The 25,512-nt window shown below is 42.6% G+C and carries 24 protein-coding genes and 1 pseudogene; 17 read left to right on the top strand and 8 right to left on the bottom strand.

Annotated elements, in window-relative coordinates; all coding sequences use genetic code 11:
• The first annotated feature begins 170 nt into the window (after positions 1-170).
• From AC58P5_RS02090 to AC58P5_RS02075, 4 genes are read left to right on the top strand one after another with little or no spacing between them, the layout of a single operon-like run.
• The gene (locus AC58P5_RS02090; RefSeq protein WP_497384270.1) at positions 171-1,958 is read left to right on the top strand and encodes an acyltransferase family protein; all 1,788 of its coding nucleotides are present in this window, start codon (positions 171-173) and stop codon (positions 1,956-1,958) included.
• A 45-nt stretch (positions 1,959-2,003) separates the two neighbouring features.
• A complete protein-coding gene (locus AC58P5_RS02085; RefSeq protein ID WP_497384269.1) occupies positions 2,004-2,696 on the top strand; it encodes an SGNH/GDSL hydrolase family protein in 693 nt (230 codons plus the stop codon).
• Between the two features lie 41 nt (positions 2,697-2,737).
• Positions 2,738-3,730, top strand: a complete 993-nt coding sequence (locus AC58P5_RS02080; RefSeq protein ID WP_497384268.1) for an LCP family protein — start codon at positions 2,738-2,740, stop codon at positions 3,728-3,730.
• Between the two features lie 45 nt (positions 3,731-3,775).
• Positions 3,776-7,114 carry a M14 family metallopeptidase gene (locus AC58P5_RS02075; RefSeq protein WP_497384267.1) on the top strand — a complete coding sequence of 1,113 codons (3,339 nt, stop codon included), beginning with the start codon at positions 3,776-3,778 and terminating at the stop codon, positions 7,112-7,114.
• A 284-nt stretch (positions 7,115-7,398) separates the two neighbouring features.
• Here the strand turns inward: AC58P5_RS02075 and AC58P5_RS02070 are convergent, their stop codons facing one another.
• The 3 genes from AC58P5_RS02070 to AC58P5_RS02060 all read right to left on the bottom strand — a co-directional run bounded on the left by AC58P5_RS02070 (position 7,399) and on the right by AC58P5_RS02060 (position 10,982).
• On the bottom strand, positions 7,399-8,571 hold the full coding sequence (locus AC58P5_RS02070; protein ID WP_497384266.1) for a DUF418 domain-containing protein: 1,173 nt from the start codon (positions 8,569-8,571) through the stop codon (positions 7,399-7,401).
• A 367-nt stretch (positions 8,572-8,938) separates the two neighbouring features.
• A complete protein-coding gene (locus tag AC58P5_RS02065; protein WP_497384265.1) occupies positions 8,939-9,694 on the bottom strand; it encodes a LysR family transcriptional regulator in 756 nt (251 codons plus the stop codon).
• 652 nt (positions 9,695-10,346) lie between these two features.
• On the bottom strand, positions 10,347-10,982 hold the full coding sequence (locus AC58P5_RS02060) for a flavin reductase family protein (RefSeq protein ID WP_497384264.1): 636 nt from the start codon (positions 10,980-10,982) through the stop codon (positions 10,347-10,349).
• A 158-nt stretch (positions 10,983-11,140) separates the two neighbouring features.
• On the opposite strand from AC58P5_RS02060, the gene AC58P5_RS02055 reads away from it, so the two are divergent.
• The 6 genes from AC58P5_RS02055 to AC58P5_RS02030 all read left to right on the top strand — a co-directional run bounded on the left by AC58P5_RS02055 (position 11,141) and on the right by AC58P5_RS02030 (position 16,096).
• Positions 11,141-11,527 (top strand): winged helix-turn-helix transcriptional regulator, encoded by a 387-nt coding sequence (locus AC58P5_RS02055; RefSeq protein ID WP_497384262.1) that lies wholly within the window; start codon positions 11,141-11,143, stop codon positions 11,525-11,527.
• Between the two features lie 200 nt (positions 11,528-11,727).
• The gene (locus tag AC58P5_RS02050) at positions 11,728-12,255 is read left to right on the top strand and encodes a GNAT family N-acetyltransferase (RefSeq protein ID WP_497384260.1); all 528 of its coding nucleotides are present in this window, start codon (positions 11,728-11,730) and stop codon (positions 12,253-12,255) included.
• 65 nt (positions 12,256-12,320) lie between these two features.
• Entirely contained in the window at positions 12,321-12,797 is a 477-nt protein-coding gene (locus AC58P5_RS02045; protein WP_497384259.1) for a GNAT family N-acetyltransferase, read from the top strand.
• A gap of 327 nt (positions 12,798-13,124) precedes the next feature.
• Positions 13,125-14,054 (top strand): DUF2268 domain-containing putative Zn-dependent protease, encoded by a 930-nt coding sequence (locus AC58P5_RS02040; protein WP_497384258.1) that lies wholly within the window; start codon positions 13,125-13,127, stop codon positions 14,052-14,054.
• Positions 14,029-14,826, top strand: a complete 798-nt coding sequence (locus AC58P5_RS02035) for a MerR family transcriptional regulator (RefSeq protein ID WP_497384256.1) — start codon at positions 14,029-14,031, stop codon at positions 14,824-14,826. Before AC58P5_RS02040 ends, AC58P5_RS02035 begins: the two co-directional genes overlap by 26 nt.
• Positions 14,827-15,112: 286 nt before the next feature.
• The gene (locus AC58P5_RS02030; RefSeq protein ID WP_497386011.1) at positions 15,113-16,096 is read left to right on the top strand and encodes a collagen-like protein; all 984 of its coding nucleotides are present in this window, start codon (positions 15,113-15,115) and stop codon (positions 16,094-16,096) included.
• 535 nt (positions 16,097-16,631) lie between these two features.
• On the opposite strand, the gene AC58P5_RS02025 is transcribed toward AC58P5_RS02030, so the two are convergent.
• Positions 16,632-17,183: a chorismate pyruvate-lyase family protein gene (locus tag AC58P5_RS02025; protein WP_497384255.1), complete on the bottom strand. Its 552-nt coding sequence runs from the start codon at positions 17,181-17,183 to the stop codon at positions 16,632-16,634.
• A gap of 586 nt (positions 17,184-17,769) precedes the next feature.
• Here AC58P5_RS02025 and AC58P5_RS02020 point away from each other — a divergent pair.
• Positions 17,770-18,633, top strand: coding sequence for a hypothetical protein (locus AC58P5_RS02020; protein ID WP_497384254.1), 864 nt, complete (start codon positions 17,770-17,772; stop codon positions 18,631-18,633).
• 60 nt (positions 18,634-18,693) lie between these two features.
• Here AC58P5_RS02020 and AC58P5_RS02015 read toward each other — a convergent pair whose 3' ends face one another.
• Positions 18,694-19,326 carry a type 1 glutamine amidotransferase family protein gene (locus AC58P5_RS02015; protein ID WP_497384253.1) on the bottom strand — a complete coding sequence of 211 codons (633 nt, stop codon included), beginning with the start codon at positions 19,324-19,326 and terminating at the stop codon, positions 18,694-18,696.
• 346 nt (positions 19,327-19,672) lie between these two features.
• Here AC58P5_RS02015 and AC58P5_RS02010 point away from each other — a divergent pair, with 346 nt between their 5' ends.
• From AC58P5_RS02010 to AC58P5_RS01995, 4 genes are all read left to right on the top strand, one after another.
• Positions 19,673-20,773: an amidohydrolase/deacetylase family metallohydrolase gene (locus tag AC58P5_RS02010; RefSeq protein WP_497386010.1), complete on the top strand. Its 1,101-nt coding sequence runs from the start codon at positions 19,673-19,675 to the stop codon at positions 20,771-20,773.
• Positions 20,774-21,053: 280 nt separating this feature from the next.
• Positions 21,054-21,779 (top strand): GntR family transcriptional regulator, encoded by a 726-nt coding sequence (locus AC58P5_RS02005; RefSeq protein ID WP_497384252.1) that lies wholly within the window; start codon positions 21,054-21,056, stop codon positions 21,777-21,779.
• 338 nt (positions 21,780-22,117) lie between these two features.
• A complete protein-coding gene (locus tag AC58P5_RS02000) occupies positions 22,118-22,471 on the top strand; it encodes an ArsR/SmtB family transcription factor (protein WP_497384251.1) in 354 nt (117 codons plus the stop codon).
• Positions 22,468-22,887 (top strand): SRPBCC family protein, encoded by a 420-nt coding sequence (locus tag AC58P5_RS01995; RefSeq protein ID WP_497384250.1) that lies wholly within the window; start codon positions 22,468-22,470, stop codon positions 22,885-22,887. The genes AC58P5_RS02000 and AC58P5_RS01995 overlap by 4 nt, the downstream gene beginning before the upstream one ends.
• 145 nt (positions 22,888-23,032) lie before the next feature.
• On the opposite strand, the pseudogene AC58P5_RS01990 reads toward AC58P5_RS01995, so the two are convergent.
• The 3 genes and pseudogenes from AC58P5_RS01990 to AC58P5_RS01980 form a co-directional block, all read right to left on the bottom strand.
• Positions 23,033-23,131 (bottom strand): annotated as a pseudogene (locus tag AC58P5_RS01990) (helix-turn-helix domain-containing protein); the annotation flags it as partial.
• Between the two features lies 1 nt (position 23,132).
• Positions 23,133-23,612: a DUF2975 domain-containing protein gene (locus AC58P5_RS01985; protein ID WP_497384249.1), complete on the bottom strand. Its 480-nt coding sequence runs from the start codon at positions 23,610-23,612 to the stop codon at positions 23,133-23,135.
• Positions 23,613-24,095 carry a DUF2975 domain-containing protein gene (locus AC58P5_RS01980; protein WP_497384248.1) on the bottom strand — a complete coding sequence of 161 codons (483 nt, stop codon included), beginning with the start codon at positions 24,093-24,095 and terminating at the stop codon, positions 23,613-23,615.
• Between the two features lie 304 nt (positions 24,096-24,399).
• Between AC58P5_RS01980 and AC58P5_RS01975 the strand changes: the two genes are divergently transcribed.
• Both AC58P5_RS01975 and AC58P5_RS01970 read left to right on the top strand, forming a co-directional pair.
• Entirely contained in the window at positions 24,400-24,654 is a 255-nt protein-coding gene (locus tag AC58P5_RS01975) for a hypothetical protein (protein WP_497384247.1), read from the top strand.
• An 87-nt stretch (positions 24,655-24,741) separates the two neighbouring features.
• A complete protein-coding gene (locus AC58P5_RS01970; protein ID WP_497384246.1) occupies positions 24,742-25,038 on the top strand; it encodes a hypothetical protein in 297 nt (98 codons plus the stop codon).
• The last annotated feature ends 474 nt before the right edge of the window (positions 25,039-25,512 follow it).

The following is a 25,512-nucleotide window of genomic DNA, read 5'->3' as shown; positions in this document are numbered from 1 at the left end:
TGATTCGTAACAAGAGTGGTTTTTTTTGTCAACAAGCATGTATCAGTTGTGACAAATTGTTTACATCTTGATCAAACTTTGGCGACATCCACAGAATATATTAATTAAAGAGATATAGCCCATATACAGACAAGGAATGAAACATGATGAGCGGGAGAATGGATCAATGCATGAAGCGTTATATGCCTGGAATCGATGGTTTACGAGCCATTTCTGTCTTGGCTGTAATTGCTTACCATTTCGATTTAAAGTGGGCCCAAGGAGGATTATTGGGAGTAGGAGTATTTTTCGTCCTATCCGGTTACCTGATTACAGATCAGCTCCTTATGGAGTTGAGAGTAAATAAACGCATATCGATTTGGAACTTTTGGATGAGAAGATTTCGTAGACTGTTGCCTGCTATGTTATGCATGCTTATTCTGGTTGCAATGTGGTTAGTGGTTACGGAACCTACCAGACTCCTGTCACTAAAAGGAGACTTTATCACTTCTGTTTTATACGTGAATAACTGGTACCTCATATTTCATGAAGTTTCCTACTTTGAGAGTTTTGGTCCAGTTTCGCCTATTGGACATCTATGGTCGCTTTCCATCGAGGAACAGTTTTACGTTATTTGGCCCATCGCACTATACATCGGCATAAGGTATGCGCCGCGGCGTGGAAAGTTACTGTTGTGCATGTTGGTATTAGCTTACGTATCCGCGATGGCGATGAATCTAATGTATGTGCCAGGAACTGACCCAAGCAGAGTTTATTACGGAACGGATACCAGAGCATTCGCCATACTGATTGGAGCTGTCTTGGCGGTCGGATGGCCGAGTTGGAAGTTGAGCGAGAAGATTTCACCTGCGGCGCGTACAACGCTTGATATGATTGGTGCGTTAGGATTGTTCGTTTTACTTATACTGATTCACCGTACGAATGAGTATGAGGATTCGTTGTACCAATACGGTTTCCTCTCTTTGTCCCTGGTTACTGCCGTAATTATTGCAGTGTTGGTGCATCCGGCAAGCCGTCTAGGCAAAATCTTGGGATGTCGACCACTAACTTGGCTCGGTAAGCATTCCTATAGTCTCTATATTTGGCACTATCCCGTCATTGTCTTAATGCGGCCAGATGCAATTAGTGAAGGACTTGGGCTTGGAGAAATTTTACTGCAACTCGTCATTATTATTTTGTTGTCTGTCTTATCGTACAAGTTCATTGAAGAACCGATTCGCAGGGGTAATTTCCGGGCTAAATGGCGTGTTATTCGGCGTCATGATCGGTTTAAACCACTGATCGGTTTGAGTATAACACTGATCGCCTTCTTCATCGCTCATTCCTGGATAACCAATGCAACCAAGGTTCAATTAGAAGTAGCTCAACCTGTGAGCATTCAAGACACCGTGCAAAATGACGATCAGAAAATGACTGATCATCATCGACCCTTCACCGATAACAATCAGCAAACAAGTCATGACAATGGTTTCGTCGACTCGCCTAATAAAGGGGATGGCATCACGCTTATCGGTGATTCTCTTACACTGAATGTGGATTCTTACGTGAAAGAGTTGCTTCCCGGCATTGTGGTTGATGGCAAGGTCGGCAGACAGATGTCCCGTGCTCAAGAGGTAGTGGATGAACTGCAGTCAAAGGGACAATTAGGAGACCACATCATCATTGAACTGGGAAGCAATGGTGTCTTTAATAGGAGCAAACTACGATCCATGCTGGATTCCTTACAGGACAAGCAGCTTTACCTCGTAACTACACGGGTGTCCAAAAGTTGGCAGAATACGGTCAATGATGCTTTGAAAGAAGTTGCAAATGACTATCAGAATGTGAAAGTTATAGATTGGTATTCTGCTAGTGAGAACAGGAGTGAGTTTTTTTCTCAGGATGGTGTTCATCTGACCCCGGAGGGAGCTCGATTTTATGCGTCTCTACTGGTTGAACATCTCAAACAAAACGAATAGCTTACAATACCCAAGAGATATATGAATGAAAGGATGGGATGAAGGATGAAACAACGAAAAGCATGGATGGTTGGGGGCCTTGCTCTCCTGATCTTCGCCCTGGGATATCTCGTCTTCCATTCACAGGCCTCCTCCGAAAGCAAACCAGAACAAACGAGTATTCAATCTTCAGAATCATCGAAAGATACTTCAATTAATACTCAGCCTGAGCCAAAGAATGACATCAATTCTTCGAAAGAGGCTCAACGTTCGGAATCAACTTCAATGAACGGGGAAGGAGTTACGATTATTGGAGATTCTGTCATCGTTGGAGTTGAGCCCGACCTGAAGGAAAAGCTCCCAAAGGCTACCGTTGACGGAAAGGTCGGCAGACAGATGTCCCAGGCCAGAAAATTAATTGAAGAATTAAGTGCACAAGGAAAATTGGGAGACCGCGTCATTATAGAACTTGGAACCAACGGTCCCTTCTCTAAAGATCAACTTCGCAGTTTGTTGACATCCCTTGATGAAGCTAAACAGGTTTTGGTTGTAACAACCCGAGTTCCAAAAGGATGGCAAGATACTGTGAATTCAAACATTAAGGATGTTGTAGGTGATTTCAAAAATGCAAAAGTGGTAGATTGGTATGCAGCGAGCGAAGGGAAAGAAGATTATTTCTACAAAGACGGGGTGCATCTGAAGCCGGATGGTAGCCGATTTTATGTTTCACTTCTCATACAAGGCTTGCAGGAAAAATAAGTTGAATTTCTCTATTGAAGACGAAAGAAAGGAGTAACCACATGCCACTAAAAAAGAAAAAAATAGCGACCATACTTATCCTTATTTTACTTGCAGTTGTCGCTTTTGGACTTTATTATTTCTGGTCTATTTATAAAGGCTTGGAAGGTTTAAATAAAACATCGGTTAACTCCCCCTTTTCTGAGGTGATGGCGAAAGATGAGAAAGTCGTAGAACCTCCCAAGTGGTTAGGTACGGAGCCAGTCAATATTTTATTAATGGGAGCAGATGCTCGTGGAAGCAATAAAGACGAGATTCCCAGATCTGACAGCATGATGGTGGTTTCCTTAGACCCTGTTCATAAGCGTATCCATGTATTCTCTATTCTCCGTGATACCTATACCGATATCCCGGATCATGGCAAGAACCGCATTAACACAGCGATCACGCATGGTCCCAAGTCGGCTATGAGAGCAGTAAGTGAGTTGCTTGGTATTCCGATCCAATTTTACGTATACACAGACTTCCAAGGATTTATCAAACTTGTGGATGCTGTAGGCGGGGTTGATTTTTATGTTGAGAAGGATATGAACTATGGAAGTATAGCCGACAAGCATGAGTTCGATATCAACCTGAAAGAAGGAGAGCAGCATTTAGATGGGACCACTGCACTTCAATATGTTCGTTTTCGTAATGATGCTCTGTCCGATTATGCTCGATCGAAACGCCAGCGCGATTTCATCAATGCCATCGTCGAAAAAATGAAAAGCACGACATCCATCATGAAGCTGCCTTCCATACTAGAAGAAGTCAGTCCGTATATTGATACGAATCTGTCGGTTAACGACATGTGGCAACTGGCATCGGTCGGATATAAGAGCAAGGTCGAGGCAAGTGAGCAAATCCCTCCGATGAAATTGCTCAAGGAAACCTATGTTGGAAGAGCAGCAGTGCTGACCGTGTCAAGCAGCAAGGATCTTAAGGATTATGTCCGAAATATTATTCAAGCACATGAGCCAGATCCCGATGAAGTCGGGGATTTAGCACAACAATAGTGAATGAGGGACCGGAGGGATGGGGAAATGAAAAGGAAGAGCAAGATGATTAAGAAAACATTGAATAAAAGTGTACTCATATTATTGGTAACTCTTTTGATTATGACGTACACGATCCCTGACGGCACGGTTCTGGCTCAGGCCGCACAGAGGAACGTTAAGAATCCAATGACAACTCAAACATTAAAAATGAGTAACCATGTTGCATCGATGACGGAGAAGAGAACATTTCAAGTCAAGTTTGATCTTCCAAAAGGAGTGAAAGCGGAAAGTATACGCTGGACGTATGATGATAAACCACTATCTGAATGGAAAACATTCGAACAAGGTCACTACACCGGTCCGGCTTTCATCACGGTTAGCGGTGAGAAGGTAAATAAAGGGGAATTTACGGCCAGCGTTACCTTTGATCTGCCTTATGGTTCGACCAATCTGGCCGAACCACGCTTGCAGGCCCAGCTATTTGGGTCACTGATGGGAACATATGAACTGGCAGCAGTGGCTAATGGACAAGTTATTGCCCAGGCACCAGTGAAATTAACACCTTACGAAAGCTTCATTACCTATGATGAGCTGAAGACGGAGATTGATGCCGTTACAGCTCAAGCAGCTGCGAAAAATGACAGATACATTCAAACGAGATCCATCGGAAAGTCAGTGGAAGGTCGAGATATTTATTTTACTATCATTGCCAAGGATAAGGCGACTGTTGATAAATACCAAAATGTAACCCATCCTGCCATGATGAACAATCCCGAGCAACTACAGGAGGATATTAAATCGAGTGCATTCGGCGACTATGCTGTACCGATCTGGATAAATAATATTCACCCCAATGAATCCCCTGGAGTAGATGCCATCTTTAATTATTTTAAATCCATGGCATTGGATAAGAGCATAACGTATAACATCACTTTACCTACTGGCAAACCAAGCAAGGTCTCTATCAATGTAGAAGATGCGTTAGATCATGTGTTCTTCCTATTCGTTTATACTAATAATCCGGATGGACGCGCTCATACGACACGAGGGAACAGTAATTATTTCGATTTGAATCGGGACAACTCTTACCAAACCCAACCGGAGACACGTAGCGTTACAGAACAGATTGCAAAATGGTCTCCCCTGTCGTTTCTGGATTTACATGGATTCGATAGAAATTTTCTCATCGAACCGGCCACGCCGCCGCATGATCCAAACATCGAATACGATCTGATGATAGACAACATGGTAGAACAAGCGAAAGCCATGGGTGAAGCTGGAATAGCTAATACCGATTATGATTATTATCATATTCCTTACGAAGAACATCGGAAATCCGTTAAAGACCCCAGTTATAATTCCAAGGGTGTAGCCTCAGGATGGGATGATGCGTCACCGGCCTACACCGCAGTATTCGCCATGCATCATGGTGCATTGGGACACACGCTCGAGGTTCCGGAGAATAACGAAGAATCCACAAAAGCCTTATACTACAGTACAGCAGCAGCTACATCCTATGTGATGAATAATAAAGAGAAACTGTTTGTAAACCAACTAGAAATTTATAAACGCGGGGTTAACAATGTTGACGATCATGCAGTAGATCAATATTTGGTCAATGCTAAAAATGATCAAATAGGGCGTCCACGTCAGGGGATGCAGAATTTTTTCCCGGAGTATTACGTGTTACCAATCGACAAGAACCTTCAAAAAAATCTGCTCGAAGCATACCGTATGATTGAGTATTTTCTTCGCAACGGGGTTCAGATCGAACGTTCCACAGAAGCTGTCAGCATTGATGGTAAGACATATCCTGAAGGATCATTTGTTGTCAGTATGCATCAAGCATTGAGAGGAATGGCTAATCTAGTCTTGTATGATGGAGTGGATGTATCCGATTATGAATCTGTCGCCGGAGAAATTGTTCAAAATTTCCCTGATCTGCGCGGTTTTGATTCATATGCAATCCGAAAGCCCTTTGCATTTGCAAAAAAGACAATGCCGGTAACGTCGGTTTCGATTCCGGCGACGACAGTACCTGGCGATACAGACTACGTGCTCATCCGCAATACCAATAACGACGCAATCCAGGTGGTAAATCATTTACTTGCTTCAGGCAAGAATGTGACCATGCTTACTTCACGCGGGGAAGGGTACGAAACAGGCGATTTCGTTGTTTCTTATGTCGACTTATATCCATTAGCGCTAAAATACTTTCTTGACGTGAGTGCATTTGGCAATAGCAAAACGGATGGAAAGGAACTTAAACGTTCGACAGTAGCAGCGCTGGGTGAAGCCGCATTTGTATTGGAAGCAATGGGCTTCGATGTAACATCAGATCAGGCGAAGGCAGATGTACTCGTCAATACATTCGATTTTTCCGATATGGTGGAGAAAGGAAAACCTTATATCGCCTATGGATACATGGGCATGATGAATATCCAAGACTTGATTCCCGGATTCTCCTATAAGGGTCCGAAGTGGCAGCGATACGAGGGAGTATACCTGGCAGACATCGACCAGGATAATGTCATCACCGGACCTTACGATGAACAGGAGCATTTTTATACCGTATCAGGCTCTTATATCACATCTGTTCCCAAAAGAGCAAAAGTACTTGCTACATTCAGCAAACAAGACCATTTCTTCAAGTCGGGCTGGTGGCCAGGACATGCTGCCGCCGAGGGCCAAATCATGGCTTTCACTTATAAAGAAAACAACAAAAATCTGACGGTGTTTTCTAACGATTTGACAAACGCTGCCCATTCTCAGCATCAATACCGATTGCTGGCTAATTCAATTTTTAATTCAGTTTCAACCGAGACTCAGGATCCCGGATCAAAAGTAGAATTTAATGATCTAGGGAGCGTTGAATCCTGGGCAGGAGACGAAATCCGAGAATTAGTAAGGCAAGGAATTTTGCAAGGCACAAGCGAAAATCGTTTTGAACCATTGAAGCAATTGACACGTGCAGAATTTACAACGATGATCGTAAAGGCCTTTAATCAAACCAATTCACAAGCCGAAAGTTCCTTTACGGATGTTCTATCGTCAAGTTGGTTTTATCCTTATATTTCTGCAGCTGCTGAATCCAAACTAGTTAATGGCTTGAGAGACGGTCGTTTTGAGCCTAATCGAGCTATTACGCGAGAAGAGATGGCTCAAATGGCTGCTAATGTTCTGAAGCTCCCTCAACATTCTTCAATTGACAGCATTGGCGAATCATTTTCTAAATTTACCGATAAAGATACCATTGCCTCTTATGCGAGAGAGGCTGTTGCATTGTTGACCCAAGAAGGAATCCTTCAAGGAGTTTCCTTGACAACCTTTGATCCAAAAGAAATCGCCAACCGGGCACAGGCTGCGGTGATAATCCACCGGATGATGCAATTTAAGGAATAACCGGCATAATTCATGGTATGTAACCCCATTCGAGTTCGAGTGGGGTTAATTGCACATTGCTCAAGAAGAAAAGCTTTGACATCTAGGAACGCTCCAACGTCGTACAAAAAGGCATCATTGTGCGGTTAGTAACATGCAAACCAGAGAGAATACTGTTTACTATGGCGGATTATCCCAGAGGGAGAACGTTTTATCACGGTACCTACGGCGTCGGGGTCAAACAAACCTTTTCATATCTTTCATCTGATCTATGGCTCATTAGTCGGTTACTTGCTATTGACTTTCTATTTGAGTGTTGGTGCTGAACCGAATGAACTGAATATCTGGTCAAAACGTCGCATGATAGACTCGAGCGGACCATTCGATAAACGAGCAATAACCCAGCCGAGCACCAGCGTGATTAGCACGACAACTAAATCACCAAGTGGAATTTCGCTTAAACTATATTCGACTCCTAATAGCGTCAGTACCCAAACAACGATGAACTGTGCAGCATACATCGTAAGTGCCACACGCCCCACTGCTGCAAAAGGATTTAAAAGAACGGTCCATTTTCTCGGTACGAGGAACATTAGTCCTACTACCAGAAGTGCAATGCCAAGTCCGATAAGCGTTTGAAACGTTGATGCAGAATGCGGAGCTGTCACTAACAGCATATGCCAGAGCGGCGGATCGGCATTAAGTGGCCATATGGCATATGGGTCAGGCGGAGTGGCATGCGGACCTTGAACAATAACGAGCCACGACTCGAATGCTTTACTTAAATCCGGGAGAACATAAGCACCTATTGCTTTACTGATGACAAGCGTAATAAAACCGCAGATTGCAAGTGACATTGCTCTTCGCTTGTTGGTCAGGTCGAGACGTCCAATCACCATACCTGCTACAAAAACAGGTGCAAGTGCTAGAGCAGACATCGGACCGCCAGCAATATCTTGGAGCAGATATGCACCCGATAAGACGCTCATTCCTAGAAGCATGAGCGGTGGGGCTAATAACAGCAAGGCAAGTGTGGTGTACACAAGTACGCAAGTCGAACGGTGAATCAGCACCAATGCTAAGACGAACATGGCAGCGTAAGCGGGCAAGATGATGCCATAAGGGGTATTTAGCAGGATGAGCAAGTAGCCGATCACATCGACAAATACTGCCCGAGCAAGCATTCTTGATCGAAAAACGGTTGCGTCCATTCCGCGTTCTTTCATTCGCCCAGCCATAATGGAGTAGGAAATGCCTCCACAAAGAACAAATAATAGCGTCGTATTTCCGGCCACAAATGAATTTCTTTCGTTTAGTGCGAAGTGCTGTAAAAACATGCCGATCACGGCCAAACCTCTCGCAGCATCAAGGGCCATTAGACGCATTGCCCCTCGCGAACGGGTAGGTGCCGGCTTTTCCCGATGATCGGTGTCGTTTTCACGGCGGAACTCATCCGCCGACTGTAATACTACTGACAATTCATATTCCTCCTTTGTTGTTACAAGGTGCAATGATTGCTTGACCTCGTGCATCCATACTTTTCCACTATATCGAGCAGATGTCGCCAAAGTTTGATCAACATGTAAACAAAATGTCACAAGAAGACCCATGGGTTTGCAATCAGCTGAGTCTTAGCAAATGATTAACAGCTTCGCGAGGAATAGAAAAAAGACTGCCCCACGGGGACGGTCCTTTAACTTGAGCATGTCTCATTTTTCGAAAGCGGTGCTTAAATAACGTTCACCATGTAGGTGGACATGTTTGCATTAAGTTCATGACTCACCCGTTCACCCTTATTTTATTTCCTTCTATCTCTTCTCTTACAGAAAAGTAAGGAACCAACGATCAGCCTAGACCACCAATGACACATTGTTTTATGGCCTCAATACTTTGAAATTTTAGAATTTGTTCTGCCTCTATATGATTACTTTCTAGATAGTTTTCGAATAAAGATTTGTAGCAACAGCTTTCCTCTGTATAAAGAATTGTTTTTAAGTCTTCTTTATTTTCGAGGGAGCTAATCAATACCATTTCTTCTCTTTTTAATTTTTCACAATGGAGCTCAGGCAGAGGCCAATCTTCCTTTTCTAATATCAATGCCAGATCATTATCTCCATTTTGCAGACTAGAACTAATATCACAGTGGTCAAGTGATTTAAGAGAAATATTAACTTTGGGATACAATTTTTTGTATTCTAACAAAATGGAGGGAATACGTTGAACGGTCAACAATTCAGATATACCGATCTTAAGATTGCCGATAGGTTCTTCATCCATATTTAAAGCCTGTGTATGCAATTCGATAATTTTTATGGCATACGGAAGGAACTGCTGTCCATAGTGAGTCAAAATTACTTTTTTACCAATCCGGTCAAATAGGGGTGCACCTACTTCGTTTTCTAAGTCTTTAATATGAGTGGTTATAGAAGATTGAGCATATCCGAGATGTTCAGCAGCTTTTTTAAACCCGCCTTTCTCTACAACAGTCTTGAACGTTAATAAATGTAGGGTTAATTCGCAGAGGACAAGAACAAATTGAAGAAATGGTGGCTGAATTATCAGCTGAAGGAATAGATACTTATTTCGAACCCGCTGATGCAAATGACCCCACTTAAGACTTCTTTCAGAACATTTGCACAACGAATTTAAGGGAATTGGTGTATTTGTTGGATATTTCCCTTTGCATAATCCTCCTTTGTATACCGATCTAGAAAAAGAGAAGGAGCGAACAGATCTCCCCGCAGGATTCCATTTGGATGAAAGAGTTGTTGCGAGTGATGTAGCCGAAAAAATGTACCAACTCAATATCACTAGAGATCGTTTTGAGTGTACAGTCGCTGCAAGTAAAAATGTTAGTGAAAATCAAGGTTGAGAGTTGTTATTCTAATTGATGTTAAGACAGGCCGTTGACCATAACATGATCAACGGTTTTTTAATGCTGGTAGTGTCGGATGACAAGAACTTATATCGTTTGCCGTATTGGGACAAGAACATATATTGTTTCCCGTAATTGAGGATCTTTCTCAAGACGCAAAGAGAACGATGTGAGTTAAGCGTAGAAAATGCGACGTCCAGGCAGTAGCTCAGGTGACTTACGGGAACCGGTGAAGTCCGCAGAAACGCTCTTGTACTTGATGTAGACAAACGAGATACAAAATCTATACATTTCCTTGAAAGAGTTGGTCTTGACATATACATCGAGTTAATTTGAAATGGAGAAAGATTTGTCATGACGAAGATGACATTTGCATCGCTAAATATTCTTATCCGTTACATTTATAAGTGAAAATGTAGATGTCAGCCCGGCATAGTCACCGGCTAAGCTTGCCAATGGCTTCCATTTATCCACTACTGTTTTATAATTTCCCGCATACGAAGCGGAGTCCATTTGCACGTGCTCTATGATTCCAAGAACCAGATGATCTCCGCCGACGGGTATAATTCGATCGAGTTTTAGCTCGAAAGCGATTGGGGCTTCAAGTACCGCTGGTACATGGACGCACTTACAGGGCTTGGGCGTGACTCCTGCAAGTTCAAACTCATTCTTTAACGGCCCGACATTAGCGGACGAACGCTGCATTGCTTCGCCTAGAGGCTCGGAAACCATATTAATAACATACTCTCCGAGCTCACGAATATTGGTCAGCGTATCCTTGAGCGTACCGTCTCGTTCGCCTACGCCCGGGCCGATGGAAATCAGCAGTGTTGGTGGGTTACGGGAAGCAACAGTAAAAAAACTAAAGGGAGCTAAATTTAATATGCCTTCCTTGCTTTTGGACGAAACCCACGCAATGGGTCTCGGTACAACTGAACCGATCATCAATTTATACATTTCATGCTCACTTAAATCGCCCGTATTAAACTCGATTGCATCATAACTTGGCATCATTATTATCCTTTCCTTACTTTCTCCGACGGCAGTTTCGGTTTAAACTGTTAACCAGAGAGAAGTTAACTGCTTGAACTTGGAACTCATACTAACACATATCCTCAAAAAAAATAGTATGCACTTTAAAGTGTGTACTTACTTTAAGGGAAGGGAACTTGATGATGGAACAGACCGAATCTACGAAAAAACAGAATAGCCTGACTCCGTTTGACTATACTTTAACCATGATTGGCGGCAAATGGAAAATGAAAATCATGTATCAATTAACCCGCCAAGAGGTTATACGCTACGGTGAACTCAAGCGGCGCATTCCAGACATTACTCACAAGGTCCTGAGCTCCCAGTTGAAGGAGCTAGAAGAAAGCAATATTGTCTATCGGAAAGAATACCGACAAACACCTCCTAAGGTGGAATATTCTTTAACTCCAAGGGGGAGAACCTTGATGCCGATTCTGGAGGCTATGTGTAAATGGGGGCTGCACAATCTCCCTAGTCATTTAAGTATGGAACCTGTAGAAAATAGCAGCTACGGAACCAGACAGTAATCTTTGCCATGAGAAATGCTTTTTATTTTGGCGCAAATATTAAGAGGCATATATAAAACAATCCAAACATATTCTGCCAGCCGCTCGAACAACGGTTCAAGAGGAAAATACTTCAGTGAAACAGCCGCTCTTTTGTTGCTTAAAGACCTAGTATTGACTACTATGAAATATAATGCAGTTCTGGAATAGGGGGGAAGAGTATGATTTCAATCATACAGATGAAGCTCGAAGATTCGTTTAAAATACGCGACATAGACCGTTCCGAGATCATAAATCTGATCTATACATGTAAGGATGAAGTTTTGAAGGAAATAAAAACAGCTCATGAATGCTCTAACTGGAAAGAAGAGGATTATCATGCTGTCATTACACGGTATGAGAATGAGCTCGAAAACGGCGGGACAGCTTTTGGAGCCTACGACGGAGATACATTAGTCGGGTTTGGCGTCCTGTCTAATACGTTTAGAGGCAAAGAGAGGGACCGGCTTCAGGTAGACCTCATGTATGTTAGCCGGGATTACCGTCGACAAGGAATAGGCAGCCGGATAATGGATGAGTTAAGTAAAGCGGCAATTGAAAAAGGCGCGAAGTACTTATACATCTCCTCTACAGAAACAGAATCCGCCGTAAACTTTTACAGGAGCTGCGGTTCAACCATGACGCCGGAAGTCGACGAGGAGCTATTTGAGAAAGAGCCCTGCGATATTCATATGATTAAACGACTTTAATGTCATCCAAACGGATGAACTATTTAGATGAACAAACCAAGGAGTAAGGAAGGGGGAAGCTTTTTATGATTACACTCAGAAAAATTACGCTGGAAAACCGACGTGCCATATTTAACTTAGAAGTTTCAGAAGAACAACGCCGCTTCGTAGCTTCCAATCTGTCAAGCATGGCCTCTTGTTATGTCCTTGCAACCAATGGGGGACATCCATTTCCATTTGCCATTTATGCAGATGAGCAACCTGTCGGTTTTGTTATGCTGACTTATGGAATCACCGGGTACGAGCTCCCATCAATCGCAGACGATAGCTATTGTATCTTACGACTAATGATTGACAAGCAATACCAGAACCTGGGCTACGGCCGGGAAGCCATGAACAAAATTTTGGAATTTATCCGCACCTTTCCGGCCGGGCCGGCACGTTACTGCTGGATTCCATATGGAACTGATAACCTCGCTGCCCAAAAGCTTTATGAAAGCTTTGGCTTCCGTGACAACGGTGAAATCTGTGATAACGAGCCAATCACCGTACTGCAACTTTGATTTGGTACCCTCGCTTGAATGTGGTTCACTTAGGCACCCCCTTGCCAACGCAGGGTGGTCATGTCCAATAAAAGGGGCTGGAGGATTGGCATTTTGTTTGGATAATCGGGAGGGCATTGCGATCGAAGCTGGAAACAACCGGAGAGCAGCAGCGTGGAACAACATAAAATGTTAGAAGTCCGCGTAATCCGCGGGCTTTTTCATTCGGGAATACGTTCTTATCTTTACTGAGGATAAAAAGAGATATATGTATTGCCCTTTACATTCTTGACTGTAACGTAACGTCATAGTGCATACTTTTAACTAAATTAGATAAGAGGTGAGAAAATGAATATAAAGTCATTGCGCTCCGATAAAGTATATCGAAAAATTTTACAAGCCCGGCCAGAGGAGAAAGTTGAGTTATTCAGACAAGAAATGCTGGCTCCCTTTATGAAAAAATGGGAAATCCAACAAATTCCTTTCAAAGCGGAGGAGCCCGATGGTTTTGATGTGATTACATTGAATAACTTGATGGGCGTCTCACCTGCACAGATCACCACTGAGATATCAACGGAATTAGCATTAATTTCGTCCGATTCCTTTTGGCAGGAGTGTGAAGAAGCCGTTAAGAAAAGCCTGTACTTATTTACAGAGCACGGTGTGAACCTTCGAGTATCCGATTATTTGTTCACTATTCTGTTAGGTAATCCCAATAGCCCTTCATTAAGGTTAAACGAAGGATATATGGGGGATGGGGGGATTCCCGGTTATATTTTTTGTACACTTGTGCCCAATGGATACACAATGCCTCGTATGAAGGCTGCTTTGGCTCATGAATGCAATCATAATGTCCGCTATCAATTTATTCAATGGGACCATTACGCCGTTACCTTAGGTGAATTAATTGTTAGTGAAGGGTTAGCGGAAAACTTTGCTACTTCTATATTCGGGGAGGAGCTGCTCGGTCCTTGGGTATCGAAAACAACGATGGAAACCCTTAATAAGCGTATAAAACCTGTGCTCAAAGAAAAATTACAACTGGCAGGCTTTGAGAACATCGCACCGTATCTTTACGGGGACGAATTAGCAGAACTTCAAAACTCTGTACCCGTCAATATGCCATACTGCGCCGGTTATGCCTGTGGCTATTATTTGATTCAATACTATTTAGAAAAATCCGGCAAAACGATCTTTGAAGCCACACTTACTCCTGCCCAACTAATACTAGACGAAGTAAAAGGATTTTGGGATGAAGAAACCATTGTTAGCGGTTAAAGATATGGTTCAAATTACAGGCATAACAAAAAGGACCTTACAATATTACGATAAAATAAATTTATTAAAGCCCAGTCACCTGACGGATAGCGGATATCGACTCTATGATAGAGACAGTTTAGCAAAGCTTCAGATGATTTTATTTTTAAAAGAAATGGACTTTTCCCTAAAAGAAATCGCGGATATTTTAAAGCATACGAAAGAAGAACAGCGACAAGTATTAAGAAAGCATACCCAAACTTTATGGGCAAAAAAACAGCGATTGGGAACCATCATTACTGCACTGGATGAGTACGTAACAGGAAAGGATCTCTACAACTTAAGTATTTTTAATCATTCATCGGTTTTGCCCTTACAAGAACAATATGCTCACGAAGCGAAATTCATTTATGGAGAAACAGAACCTTACAAAGAGTTTGAAGAAAAACTGAACAAGCTCTCTCCTGCCGAAAAAGCGGACCTGTTTTCTGAATTTGAACAAAACATGGAGAGCGTATTCAGAAGACTTGCATCCTGTATTAATCAATCTCCTTCTTCCGGTGAAGTGCAGCAATTAATCGAAGAATGGAAAAGTTATCTCGAACAAACCATGGTTTGTGACTCTGAGATGTTAATATGTGTTGCAAATACGTATAAATTTGATGATCGGTTCAAAAATTATATCAATCAATTTAGTCATGAAGACTTAGCCGAATTTTTATATAACGCGATTATATATCATATCAATCAACAGAAGGATAAGAGAGCCAATGAAGGGGGGGAAGATCCTTAATCGTTTGAAGAAGCTCTGCTTTGCTTGTCTTCATCACTTCCCGGATGTTGGGAACAGAAGTACAAAAAAAAGACCCAAATGTGATTTGGGTTGACGCAGAGAAGGATGAGTTGTCTTGATTTTAAATTATGTAATCATAACTGAAAGAGTGTAGGGATTTGTGGTATAACACTACCCTACCATAAACCCAATATTTTAAAATTAGTTTTTAGTCTAGCTAGTAGCCGGCTATTAGTCCATGCCTAAAATCAACAACTCACGTACACTGTACCATCTTTATAGGGAGGTGTCGTTGTTGAGTTGTCTGGACAGAAAAAAAAGATGCAAGAAGAAAACCGTAATTGTTTGCCCTCCGAAAAGAAAAAGAAAGAAATGTCATGATCGAATTATTAAAAAAATTGTGCGTGTAAAGTGTCCTCGGCCTAAAGTGATTGTTAGAACTCAGAGACTTACAGGACCGCAATTACTTCAAGGACTTGCGGGAGCAATTGCACAAGCCGGACCCCAAGGAGTTGCAGGAGCACTTGGACCCCAGGGACTTGCAGGACTTGTAGGAGCGATTGGCGCACTTGGACCTCAAGGACTTGCAGGAGCACTTGGACCCCAGGGACTTGCAGGACTTGTAGGAGCGATTGGCTCACTTGGACCCCAAGGACTTGCTGGCGCACTTGGACCCCAAGGACTTGCAGGACTTGCAGGAGCAATTGGCGCAATTGGACCCCAAGGACTTGTAGGCGCACTTGGACCCCAGGGAATTGCAGGACTTGCAGGAGCAATTGGCGCAGCTGGTCTGGCAGGACCAACAGGGGCAACGGGTCCGGCGGGACCCGCAGGGCCGGCAAGTGGAGTATTGGGCTTTGCAGATTTTTTTGCCTTGATGCCTCCTGATAATGCCGCAACTGTTGCTCCCGACACGGACGTAAGTTTTCCGCAAGATGGTCCAATCAGTGGGACTGAAATTACCCGTGTAAATGCGAGCTCATTTAACTTGGCTAATATTGGCACTTACCAGGTTTTGTTTCAGGTAGGTGTAAACGAACCGGGTCAACTCATTTTAACACTCAATGGCGCTGACCTGGCTTATACGGTGGTCGGGCGAGCAACAGGTACTTCTCAAATAGTAGGATTAGCTCTTGTGCAAACAACGGTTATTAATTCAGTACTCACAGTTCGAAATCCTGCTGGCAATGCCGCGGCACTCACAATCACTCCATTAGCTGGAGGAACAAGGCCAGTTTCCGCCCACCTTGTTATTTCGCAGATTGCATAGAGGGAAAGAAATACAGTATTTATCGATAAAATGCCAATATCAAATTGAGTCCATCTTCGATATTACTGCGGTAAAATTGCTTGGTACGGGGGCATTGTACTCCTACGACACAAATTATGTAAAGTACGTACTCTATTAAAATTATACTCTTGCGTTAAATAAACAAAGAGTTTAATACATTCTTTTTTTCAAGAGTGTATTAAACTCTATTTTTTTCGAGAAAAAAAAGAATCAGGAAAATAAGCTGTTGTTGTAGGACAAGAACTTGTACTCATTGCCGATGACAAGGGCGTGTTACAATCGGCCAAATTCGCCATTTAACGTAACATCGTGGAGGCAGTACGATCGGATTGGTGGAACTACCAATTCGCACCGGCGTGCCGGCGCGAGTTGGGTCCGTGTCCAAAGTGCAGGTGATAGCTGAAGGAACGGCAACTTTTGGCCAACCAGATTAATAGGCTCGTCCATTCATGACATGGTACAAAATCGTTAGTAAAGAAAAAGGCCAAATCCTCGAAGCCATTCGAGTTTAGAGTTATTGTCCGCTGGCGGAGGTAATGCGGGAAGCGGAACGGACAATGGCGTCCAGATCAAAATATTCGATCAGGTAGAACCAGCACGAATCTCCCCCCATAATCTTATATTTTTTCATAAGGTAAGCGGGAGCGGTCAGGGAATGCGGTGCGAATGCTTCCATGCTGCTTCTGTGTTCGATTCCTGTCTCCGTTATTTCCCTTCGGCTCGGATATTCAGCCAGAAGTTTACCAAGCGGAAACTGCCGGTTATCAAGCTGCCGGGCCAAATCTGCAGGGAGTGTCAGCAGGTTTGCATACACAATATTGTAGGATAACACACAGCCGGGCAATGTCAGGCTCGACAGGCGTCTGATGAACTGCCCGTTGGCCGGAAAAGCTTGCCGGACGTCTTCCGGAACGGATTCCCGAGCTGCCCGTTCATGTTCATAAACATGAATATTCACTTCATTACGAACGATAATCTCGATCGTGCGGGTTGTTGTCCCGTCCGTTTTCAGCAGAAGATCGGATATAAGGAGCTTCTCCTGTTCGTTGTCCGAGTAATTTGTCATATTGCCTCCTTTATCTCTGTTTCTTACTCTTGATTATATATAAAATGGGTAATTTTTCAATTTATTAGTAGGAAGCTAGCAATAATAGGAATAATAAGAAGGTCGTCCACGTGGATAACTTCCTGTATAAGATATAAGAATCGGTAATTATTTCGTTTTTACCGGAGCATTTTCGACAGTATCTTAAAGCATGATTTTTATTTTTCACCAAATTTATTGACTCTTGCAAGATTAAGGGAGCCGAATTATATATTTAAAAAATATCATATTTGCTTGAAAATAACATTTTTTTCACTATACCTGTAGGTAATAAGGAAGGGGGGCGGGATAAAGTACGGGCATCCGTAGGGCGGAATGAATTCAAAGATTTCATTTGCGAGCAGAACATGGCCAGGCAGTTGAACCCCACTCCTATCTACCTTTGGAATCGCCGACATTCAGATTGCGGGTTCTTATATTGGAAAAAATACCGGCTCGTGCTATTGTAATCTGAACAGAGCAATTGGAGAGGAAAATTGTATGCTCTCTAAAACAGACAAACAGGAGGATAAGACCTCCGGTTTGCTGCTGCGAAAGGATGGATTTTATGACACCGCAAATCATGCGCATACTCAAAAAACTATATCGGTCCGACAATTACGACTATGACCGCGAACGTTCGGTTTCCATCTATACTGAACATACACTCTCTGAAAAAGAGCGTGAACTGCTGGAGCAATATGGGTGGAGTGCCAATGCTATCGTATATTTTGCTAATCATGATGACATTTTGCAAAAGCTGCTTTCGTTGAAAGAAAACCCAACTCTCAGCAAACAAAGGTGTATAGAAAATTTCATTGCCGGAGTTGGCGGAAGTTATCCCCGAGGGCGTTCTATTTTATCGGCATGGCACAAATTGAATACGCTGACTATGCATAATTACGATCAGCAAGGACGCTTAGCCTGCTGCTGGGTTTGTCAGGGAAAAGACGAGCCACGGTTTGAAAATGACGCTTACTTTCAATACTGTCTCAATATTGGACATGCCTATACATCTGAGCCCTACTACGCATACCTTAACCTGAAACATCTTTTAAACGCCCCTGTTGTGCAACCGACAGAGCAAGATATTCAAACGTTTTCTAAACTACTGGATTTGCTCCGGAGCGCCTCCGAGGACGAAACACCGGTCCAATTCGAAAAGCGTTTAACATCCGCCAAGATTTTAAGCGGCGACAAATATACCAAGCGAGGTATATTGGATTCCTTGGCGATTGTGGGTGTAATACCGAATCCGTTTTTAACGTTGAACCCTTATTCGTGGACCGATTTTGGAGATATTGCTTCCTGTGAAGATCGGCTGAATAACACGAAAGGACGCTCGGATATGGAAATGCCTTGGGCAGGCTGGCGAGGATCTTTAAAGCTAAATGAAGAGATCATAACGGAGCTATTTGGAGATTATTTATAAAATAGTTAGCAGGTGCATGTTTCACATCAAGGCATAAAACCGCTAAGTTGTTTTTTTAGCTCATTTGTTTATTGAATTCATTAACTGGAAGAAGTATTCGGGTTGATAAGTTTTATTTAGGTTGTACCATGAATGCAATGTATCGGGTGCAAATACATCTAATTTTTTCAGTACTTCCATCGCGAATTCCAGAGGAGCTACTCCCGATGCAGTAACCAAATTCTCACCGGATACTACAGGTCCCATCTCATGAAATTCTTCTCCTTTATAATTAGGACAGACCATTTTAAGGTACTCTAAGTCATTGCTTGTATGTTTTCTGGAATCTAGGTAACCAGCATTCGCTAGTCCTTCAGTCGCGCCACAAATCGCTGCAACAATAGTGCCAAGCTTTAAAGCTTCGCCGATTTTTTTCAAGATAGGTTGATGAATATCTTCTCCCCAAGTATTCCCTCCAGGTAAAACTAAAAGATCTTTATTCTCAAGCGTACACTCCTCTAGGGAAATATCTGGTTGTATGCTGAGTCCTCCCATCGTAGCAATAATTTCTTTATTAGCTCCTACGGTAACTACTTTTAATGGTGCCAAATCTTTTTTGAAATATCTTCCCGAGTTTAGTTCAGCCATTAAATATCCATATTCCCAGTCAGACATTGTATTAAATACATAAAGATAAACTTTATTCGGTTGCATCCGATACCACTCCAATCACTATTGATATAGCTATCGTAATATAACTTCCCTGACAGTTAACGTCAGGGAAGTTATATTATTTGATGAAATTTTATTAGTTTCGTTAGAAGCAGCTATCATGTAACGTCTTTGTTTTTCAAGCGTCTTTTTCGGATATTTAGTCAACTCGTTATAACGTTATATTTACTTTAATCTTTAGGCATGCTACATTAACATTATAACGTTATAATTAATTTGCTCGCCCAATACGATTGTACACCTATCTAGAAAACCCGTAAGAGAATAATCTATTTGCAAGCGTTCTTAACTAAAGCCAAGGAAAAGGGTGAAGTTCATGTATGAGCCGATGCAAGAGCCATTTGTGTTACGTAATCTAAAGCGCGTGAATGGAGAAGCTATCGATATCGTAATCGAGGACGGTAAAATTACCGAAGTAACAACAGCCGGGAGTGGACAAGGAAAGCAAGTGAAAGACTGCTCCGGCATTTACATATCGAGCGGTTGGATTGATATGCACGTCCATGCGTTTCCCGATTTTGAACCCTATGGCGATGAAATCGATGAAATCGGAATTAAGCTGGGCGTAACGACCCTCGTGGATGCGGGAAGCTGCGGGGCGGACCGGATTGCCGAGTTAGCCGCAAGCAAACAACATGCCCAAACCAACTTGTTCGCCTTTCTGAACATTTCGCGAGTAGGATTGCAAAGAATCGATGAATTATCTAATTTGGAATGGATAGATACGACAAAAGTCGTACAGGCGGTAAACGAGCACAAAGATTTCATAGTGGGATTAAAAGCGCGAATCAGCAAAAGCGTAGTGGGTGAAAGCGGCATCGAACCTCTGCGCCTTGCGCGGACTCTTTCCGATCAAACATTACTGCCGTTAATGGTGCACATCGGGTCCGCGCCGCCAAGCATTGAGGAGATCGTCCCCCTATTAGAGAAGAGAGATATTATCACGCACTACCTGAACGGGAAACCGAATAATCTCTTCGATGATCAGGGCAATCCTCTTCAAGTGTTAGTTGATGCCATTGAACGCGGCGTGAATTTGGATGTCGGTCATGGTTCAGCAAGCTTTTCGTTTAGAGTTGCCGAGGCAGCCAAGCAGCATGGCATCGGTTTTAACACAATCAGTACGGACATATACCGTAGAAACCGATTAAATGGTCCGGTGTACAATATGGCCCATGTTCTCTCGAAATTTCTTTACTTGGGATACTCGCTTGAGGAAGTGATAGCTGCCGTTACGGAACACGCGGCCAATTGGCTCGGAAAACCGGAGCTTGGCCGGATACAAGTCGGGGACATTGCCAATTTAACTTTGTTCGCCCTTCGGGATGATCCGATTACACTCGTGGATTCGGAAGGGGACAAGCGTACAGCAGATAGGAGCATAGAAGCCAAAGGAGTCGTTGTGAATGGTGTTTACATAGAATGTTAAATACGAGGTTTAAAACGCGTCATTAATCTAAGCGGACGAATGAGTAATTAATGTTTCCGGAACGCTCGCGTTCTCCATTTATGATAGAATTTAGACTGGAGATGCCTATTGAGCGAGATCGTGCATGGCGAGTTGGAATGATTCTTCCGGCTGCCCGAACAGTTGAGTTTGCCGCAGCGGCAGCCATGTTCGCGTACACGGCCGCGGGAAATACTCTGAAGTCATCGGTGTATGAACTACTCCGGGCCACGTCCGGCTCAGTAGGGAACTTAGAAAGGTAGTGGACGCAGTAGTGAACTTATCCCGGAACCAAAGGCCCTTGTATTTGCAAATCAAAAATATTTTGAAGGATAGAATATTGCACGGCGTGTATCCTATTGAAACGAATATCCCTTCTGAGCCCCAATTGGAGCAGGAGTTCGACGTCAGCAAGATTACGATTCGCAACGCTATCAAAGAACTGTGCCAAGAGGGTTATCTGGAAAAGGGCAGCGGCAAAAGGACGAAGGTAATCCGCAATACGGCCACTTCCAAGCTGTCTACGTGGAAACGGTTCACAGAGCTATTGGTCGAAGAAGGCAATCAGGTCCAGAAGCAATTGTTGCAAGTCGAAGTGATCCGGACGGAAGAAGGCACGGAACCGCATCAACTATTTGGAGCACAGTGCGTCCGCATAGAACGTCTGTATTGCCTTAATGACGTACCCTATATCCATTACATGCATTATTTGACCATGCGAATCGGAGACATCGAACAATCGGACCTGAATGCTCAGTCTCTGTACGAGTGGCTTGAGGAGCAGGAGATCACGTTAGCGAAATATCGGGATCATTTTGCGGTAGCGTTTGCCCCTTCTCTTGTAGAGGAGAAATTACGCGTGCGGGAGAAAACGCCTTTATTGAAAAGATTGCGATATTCCTATAATGAAACGGGCGATGTGATCGAATACAGCGAAGGCTACTATAATACGGGAATGCAAAGTTATGTTGTAAATTATAATGTTTAGCCGGCAAGTCAACCGAAATCGAATTAATGAAGGAAAACAAACGTCTGCCAAAAGCCGAATAAAGACGGCTTTGGCAGACGTTTGTCTGTATGAGTAAGCTTGGCGCATGCCCGTTAGAACTTAGCCTTTTTCCAGCCGCCAAACCGATAGTATTGCGCATCCATTATGGCCACAGTCCTCAATCGAAGCTAGCGGGATTTCCCTTCATTCAGGGGGATTTCTATCGCTAGCATAGCTGACTGACAGTTTTTAGGCAGGGTTTTTAAAATTTATTGACACGACACCAAAAGGTGTCATATAATTAATGTGTCACCAAACGGTGTCCAATTAAGGAATCAATGTTTTACTTAGGAGAGGGTGTTGTGAGCGAGGACCATCAGTTGCGGGATGTGTTTGACGCGATTGCAGATCCAACAAGGCGCCGGCTAATTCATCTGTTAGCTCAGGCAGAAGAGATACCTCTTCATGAATTAACGGCACAGTTTCAAATGGGACGTACAGCGGTATCCAAGCATTTGACAATCCTGAAAGAGGCCGGTCTGGTAATCGACCGAAAAGTCGGCCGTGAAACACGATTTAGGCTAAACGCCTCTCCACTCAGAGAAATTCAAGATTGGGTATCTTTTTACAGCAAGTTCTGGAGTACGAATTTATTGCGCTTGAACCAACTATTAGAGGAGGAAGAAGAATGAGTTTAACATTATCTCTTGATTTTCAGTACAAGACATCGATTGAAAAGCTTTGGTCTGCTTTAACCGACTCCAGCAAGCTTGCCAAGTGGGTGGCCGACATCCATACCGGTCAGGCGATGGAGAATGATTTTAAGCCCGTCGTAGGACACCGTTTTCAGTTCCGTGCGCAGCCGACCGAATGGTGGAACGGAATTATTGAAGGTGAAGTGCTTGTCGTGGATGAACCCAACCGCTTGGCGTATACTTGGGCCAGCGGAGAGAAACACACGGTCACCTGGACATTGGAAGATTTAGGGGGCGGGAAGGTTAACCTTCATCTCGAACAAACCGGCATCTCAAACGATCAAGCGCTTAATGGAGCCAAGTATGGCTGGACTAAATGGTGCGGCGGGCTTGAAAAAGTGTTGGAACAATAACCACATTCGGTGCTAGCGATCTCTTTCCTAAAAGCTAAAACTACTATGAAAATGGCTATGTTAATTCTCAATGTTGATTTTCAACCAAAAATATAACCGCCCCGTAAAGGGCGGTTTATTAAGCTATCGTACCCGTTAGTTAAATTGCCATAGTAATTCCAACCCTCTCCGAAAGCTCCGTTACGCTCATTTTTCGTTTTGCTAACATCACATCGATATTAATAATAATTGCCATATCCTCCACCTCAGACCGTCAAATCATTTTCTGATTTTATGTTAATCGCTTCTTGCAAAAGCCGTTGTAGGACAGCAGCAAAAAAGGCGATAACCAACGAAGAAAAAATGATGATGAGTCCCAATAATCCAATAGGAGGGTCAACTTTCTTCGCTATAAAATGAATGAGTGGCATGCCTAATACATATAAACTGCTGATGGTGATCGCACATTGTTTTATATTCTTTAATGCATTTACTGATAATTGCGAAAATGATTTGCTTGTATCCATATAACGCAAAAGATTGAAAGCTTGATAGAGAGCAAAATAGAAAGGGATAGCCGCTCCATACATAAGGATGAAAACGAGATATTTCATTGAAGCGATATTTGGGTATAATTCGGATGCAAAATTCGCTACATTAGGCACTAAAAATATACACAGAGCAAGAACTGGAATCCCCACAAGAATAACCGCTAATTTTAAAAACAATGTGGATGCTTTTTTCATTTATAACACCTCTTTTTTATCCAGGAGATTTTTTATTGGTTTTTGAAGAACTTCTAAAATGACTGCAACAATACTTGTTGCAAAAATACCCATTAGACTTAGCGATATCGGACCCGCTGCGTCATCTCCTGTGGTTTTAGCAAGCACCATTAAGTTTACTATCACTAACAAAATGAAGAAAATGACTGTAAAGGCACATCTCTTTATAACCTTCAAAGATTTAAGGGATAACTCGGAGAAAGCATGGTTCCTTTCGATATAAGTTAATAGCTTAAATGCATGATACAAGGCAACAGAAAACGTAATACAGATTCCATACGCGCATACTAAAAAGGGGTAAACCTGGTAATGGTAATCTGGATTTGCTATGGCATCTCTCCTCGTTACTTCAGGCAACCAATAGATACACAAAGCAAGCACTGCAATTCCAGCCAGAAAAATAATTACCTTCAAGAAATTGGTTGAACCTCGTTTAACATTCATTTAAAACACCTCACTTATTTAAGACAACATGATTTTAGCATATGATTTATCGTTTTACAATAATTTAATATTGTATTTTATTATATTGTTATTGTTATTAAAATATCCGACTTACGGGTAACGATAGTTCAATGCCTAAAGGGCTGCCACGCGGCAGCTCTTCGCTACACTAACGGGCAGGATAGCGGAGTAAAGATATGGTAAAATGGGTGTATAGCATGCCCCCTTGATGGTTAAGGAGACCGACTTGGAATATTCCTAAGTCAACCGTTGGAAAATTATACAAGAATAAGGTGTGACGCGGATGACTGATTTTACAATGATTAAAAAGCTGTTTCATATTACAAAACGAAACGGGTTTAGTCCTGACGAGATACAAACCATTAAAAATAATTTTGGTGAATTGCCCCAGGTGTTTATAGATTATTATTTGGAACTCGGTAAAGACGAGCGGCTGAATCATACGCAAGATAGTTTAATCAAGCCCGAGCAATTCCAATACTTCAACCATAGCGAATATTTAATTTTTTATTGCGAAAATCAGCGTGTCTGTGTCTGAGGAATCCATAAGAACGATTTATCCAAGTCCAATCCCCCTGTCTATATGAGTTACGATGAAGAGGTATGGAAAAAGGAATTTGAAACATTGACCGATTTTTTTCATGCGATGGCCTATTTGCAAACCGTATTCGCTCTTGAATACAGCTGTGAATCGTTCTATTCCATAAAACAAACCGACTTGGGTATTATTCGTGAAAATTTTAAAAACAAAGGAATTTCCTTTCGGCGTTGGATTGGTATCGAATTTTATGGGAATTACGATGACAGCGTAATAACGGTGATGAAAAATGGCGATAATTTTGATTTGATTTATGCTTCAAGCGACAGAGAACATTTTGATGAAATGGATCGGTTTCTTTCAAAACTGGGGGTAGTAATTTGACTGACAGTTGTTCACGGTTGTCGGACGACAAGAACTTGTCCCTTTTGCCGAATTAAAGTGGAAGCGCTCAACTAACGGGGACGATAGTTTATTGAAAGGGGCGCCAAGCGGTGCTCCTTTGGCATGTAATTAGACAGTCTTCAGGAAGAGGAGACCCGCCGCCATTAAAGAATTTGCGAGTTGCAAAGTTACTGGAAAGCTCGTAGATTAAGCTAACGGAGTACGATAGTTAAAGAATCATGTCAGGGTTAGGTGCCGCGACGGCGACTTGAAACTGCTGTTCGTTGAAGTAACGGGCAGTTTAATGCAATGAATATTTACTTACAATGGATTAATATGGTACAATAATGGGAACGTAAGTTCTTGATTGATAATTGTTAAAACTATAGGAAGACAAGGTTCTGTAAGTCATTCAAAACAGGGAAGTAACTGCGCTTACCGCTGGAAAAAGAAGTTGAAGAGGCATTTCATCAT

It is taken from the genome of Paenibacillus sp. JT31N7, from assembly GCF_059692095.1.
The sequence above is the reverse complement of the archived record's forward strand: the minus strand, read 5'-3'. Positions and strand labels throughout refer to the sequence as shown.

Coding starts and splice junctions, on each gene's coding strand:
- AC58P5_RS02090 (WP_497384270.1), top strand. CDS start 171: ATGAAGCGTTATATGCCTGGAATCGATGGTTTACGAGCCATTTCTGTC.
- AC58P5_RS02085 (WP_497384269.1), top strand. CDS start 2,004: ATGAAACAACGAAAAGCATGGATGGTTGGGGGCCTTGCTCTCCTGATC.
- AC58P5_RS02080 (WP_497384268.1), top strand. CDS start 2,738: ATGCCACTAAAAAAGAAAAAAATAGCGACCATACTTATCCTTATTTTA.
- AC58P5_RS02075 (WP_497384267.1), top strand. CDS start 3,776: ATGATTAAGAAAACATTGAATAAAAGTGTACTCATATTATTGGTAACT.
- AC58P5_RS02060 (WP_497384264.1), bottom strand. CDS start 10,982: ATGATGCCAAGTTATGATGCAATCGAGTTTAATACGGGCGATTTAAGT.
- AC58P5_RS02055 (WP_497384262.1), top strand. CDS start 11,141: ATGATGGAACAGACCGAATCTACGAAAAAACAGAATAGCCTGACTCCG.
- AC58P5_RS02050 (WP_497384260.1), top strand. CDS start 11,728: ATGATTTCAATCATACAGATGAAGCTCGAAGATTCGTTTAAAATACGC.
- AC58P5_RS02045 (WP_497384259.1), top strand. CDS start 12,321: ATGATTACACTCAGAAAAATTACGCTGGAAAACCGACGTGCCATATTT.
- AC58P5_RS02040 (WP_497384258.1), top strand. CDS start 13,125: ATGAATATAAAGTCATTGCGCTCCGATAAAGTATATCGAAAAATTTTA.
- AC58P5_RS02035 (WP_497384256.1), top strand. CDS start 14,029: ATGAAGAAACCATTGTTAGCGGTTAAAGATATGGTTCAAATTACAGGC.
- AC58P5_RS02025 (WP_497384255.1), bottom strand. CDS start 17,183: ATGACAAATTACTCGGACAACGAACAGGAGAAGCTCCTTATATCCGAT.
- AC58P5_RS02020 (WP_497384254.1), top strand. CDS start 17,770: ATGACACCGCAAATCATGCGCATACTCAAAAAACTATATCGGTCCGAC.
- AC58P5_RS02015 (WP_497384253.1), bottom strand. CDS start 19,326: ATGCAACCGAATAAAGTTTATCTTTATGTATTTAATACAATGTCTGAC.
- AC58P5_RS02010 (WP_497386010.1), top strand. CDS start 19,673: ATGCAAGAGCCATTTGTGTTACGTAATCTAAAGCGCGTGAATGGAGAA.
- AC58P5_RS02000 (WP_497384251.1), top strand. CDS start 22,118: ATGTTTTACTTAGGAGAGGGTGTTGTGAGCGAGGACCATCAGTTGCGG.
- AC58P5_RS01995 (WP_497384250.1), top strand. CDS start 22,468: ATGAGTTTAACATTATCTCTTGATTTTCAGTACAAGACATCGATTGAA.
- AC58P5_RS01985 (WP_497384249.1), bottom strand. CDS start 23,612: ATGAAAAAAGCATCCACATTGTTTTTAAAATTAGCGGTTATTCTTGTG.
- AC58P5_RS01980 (WP_497384248.1), bottom strand. CDS start 24,095: ATGAATGTTAAACGAGGTTCAACCAATTTCTTGAAGGTAATTATTTTT.
- AC58P5_RS01975 (WP_497384247.1), top strand. CDS start 24,400: ATGACTGATTTTACAATGATTAAAAAGCTGTTTCATATTACAAAACGA.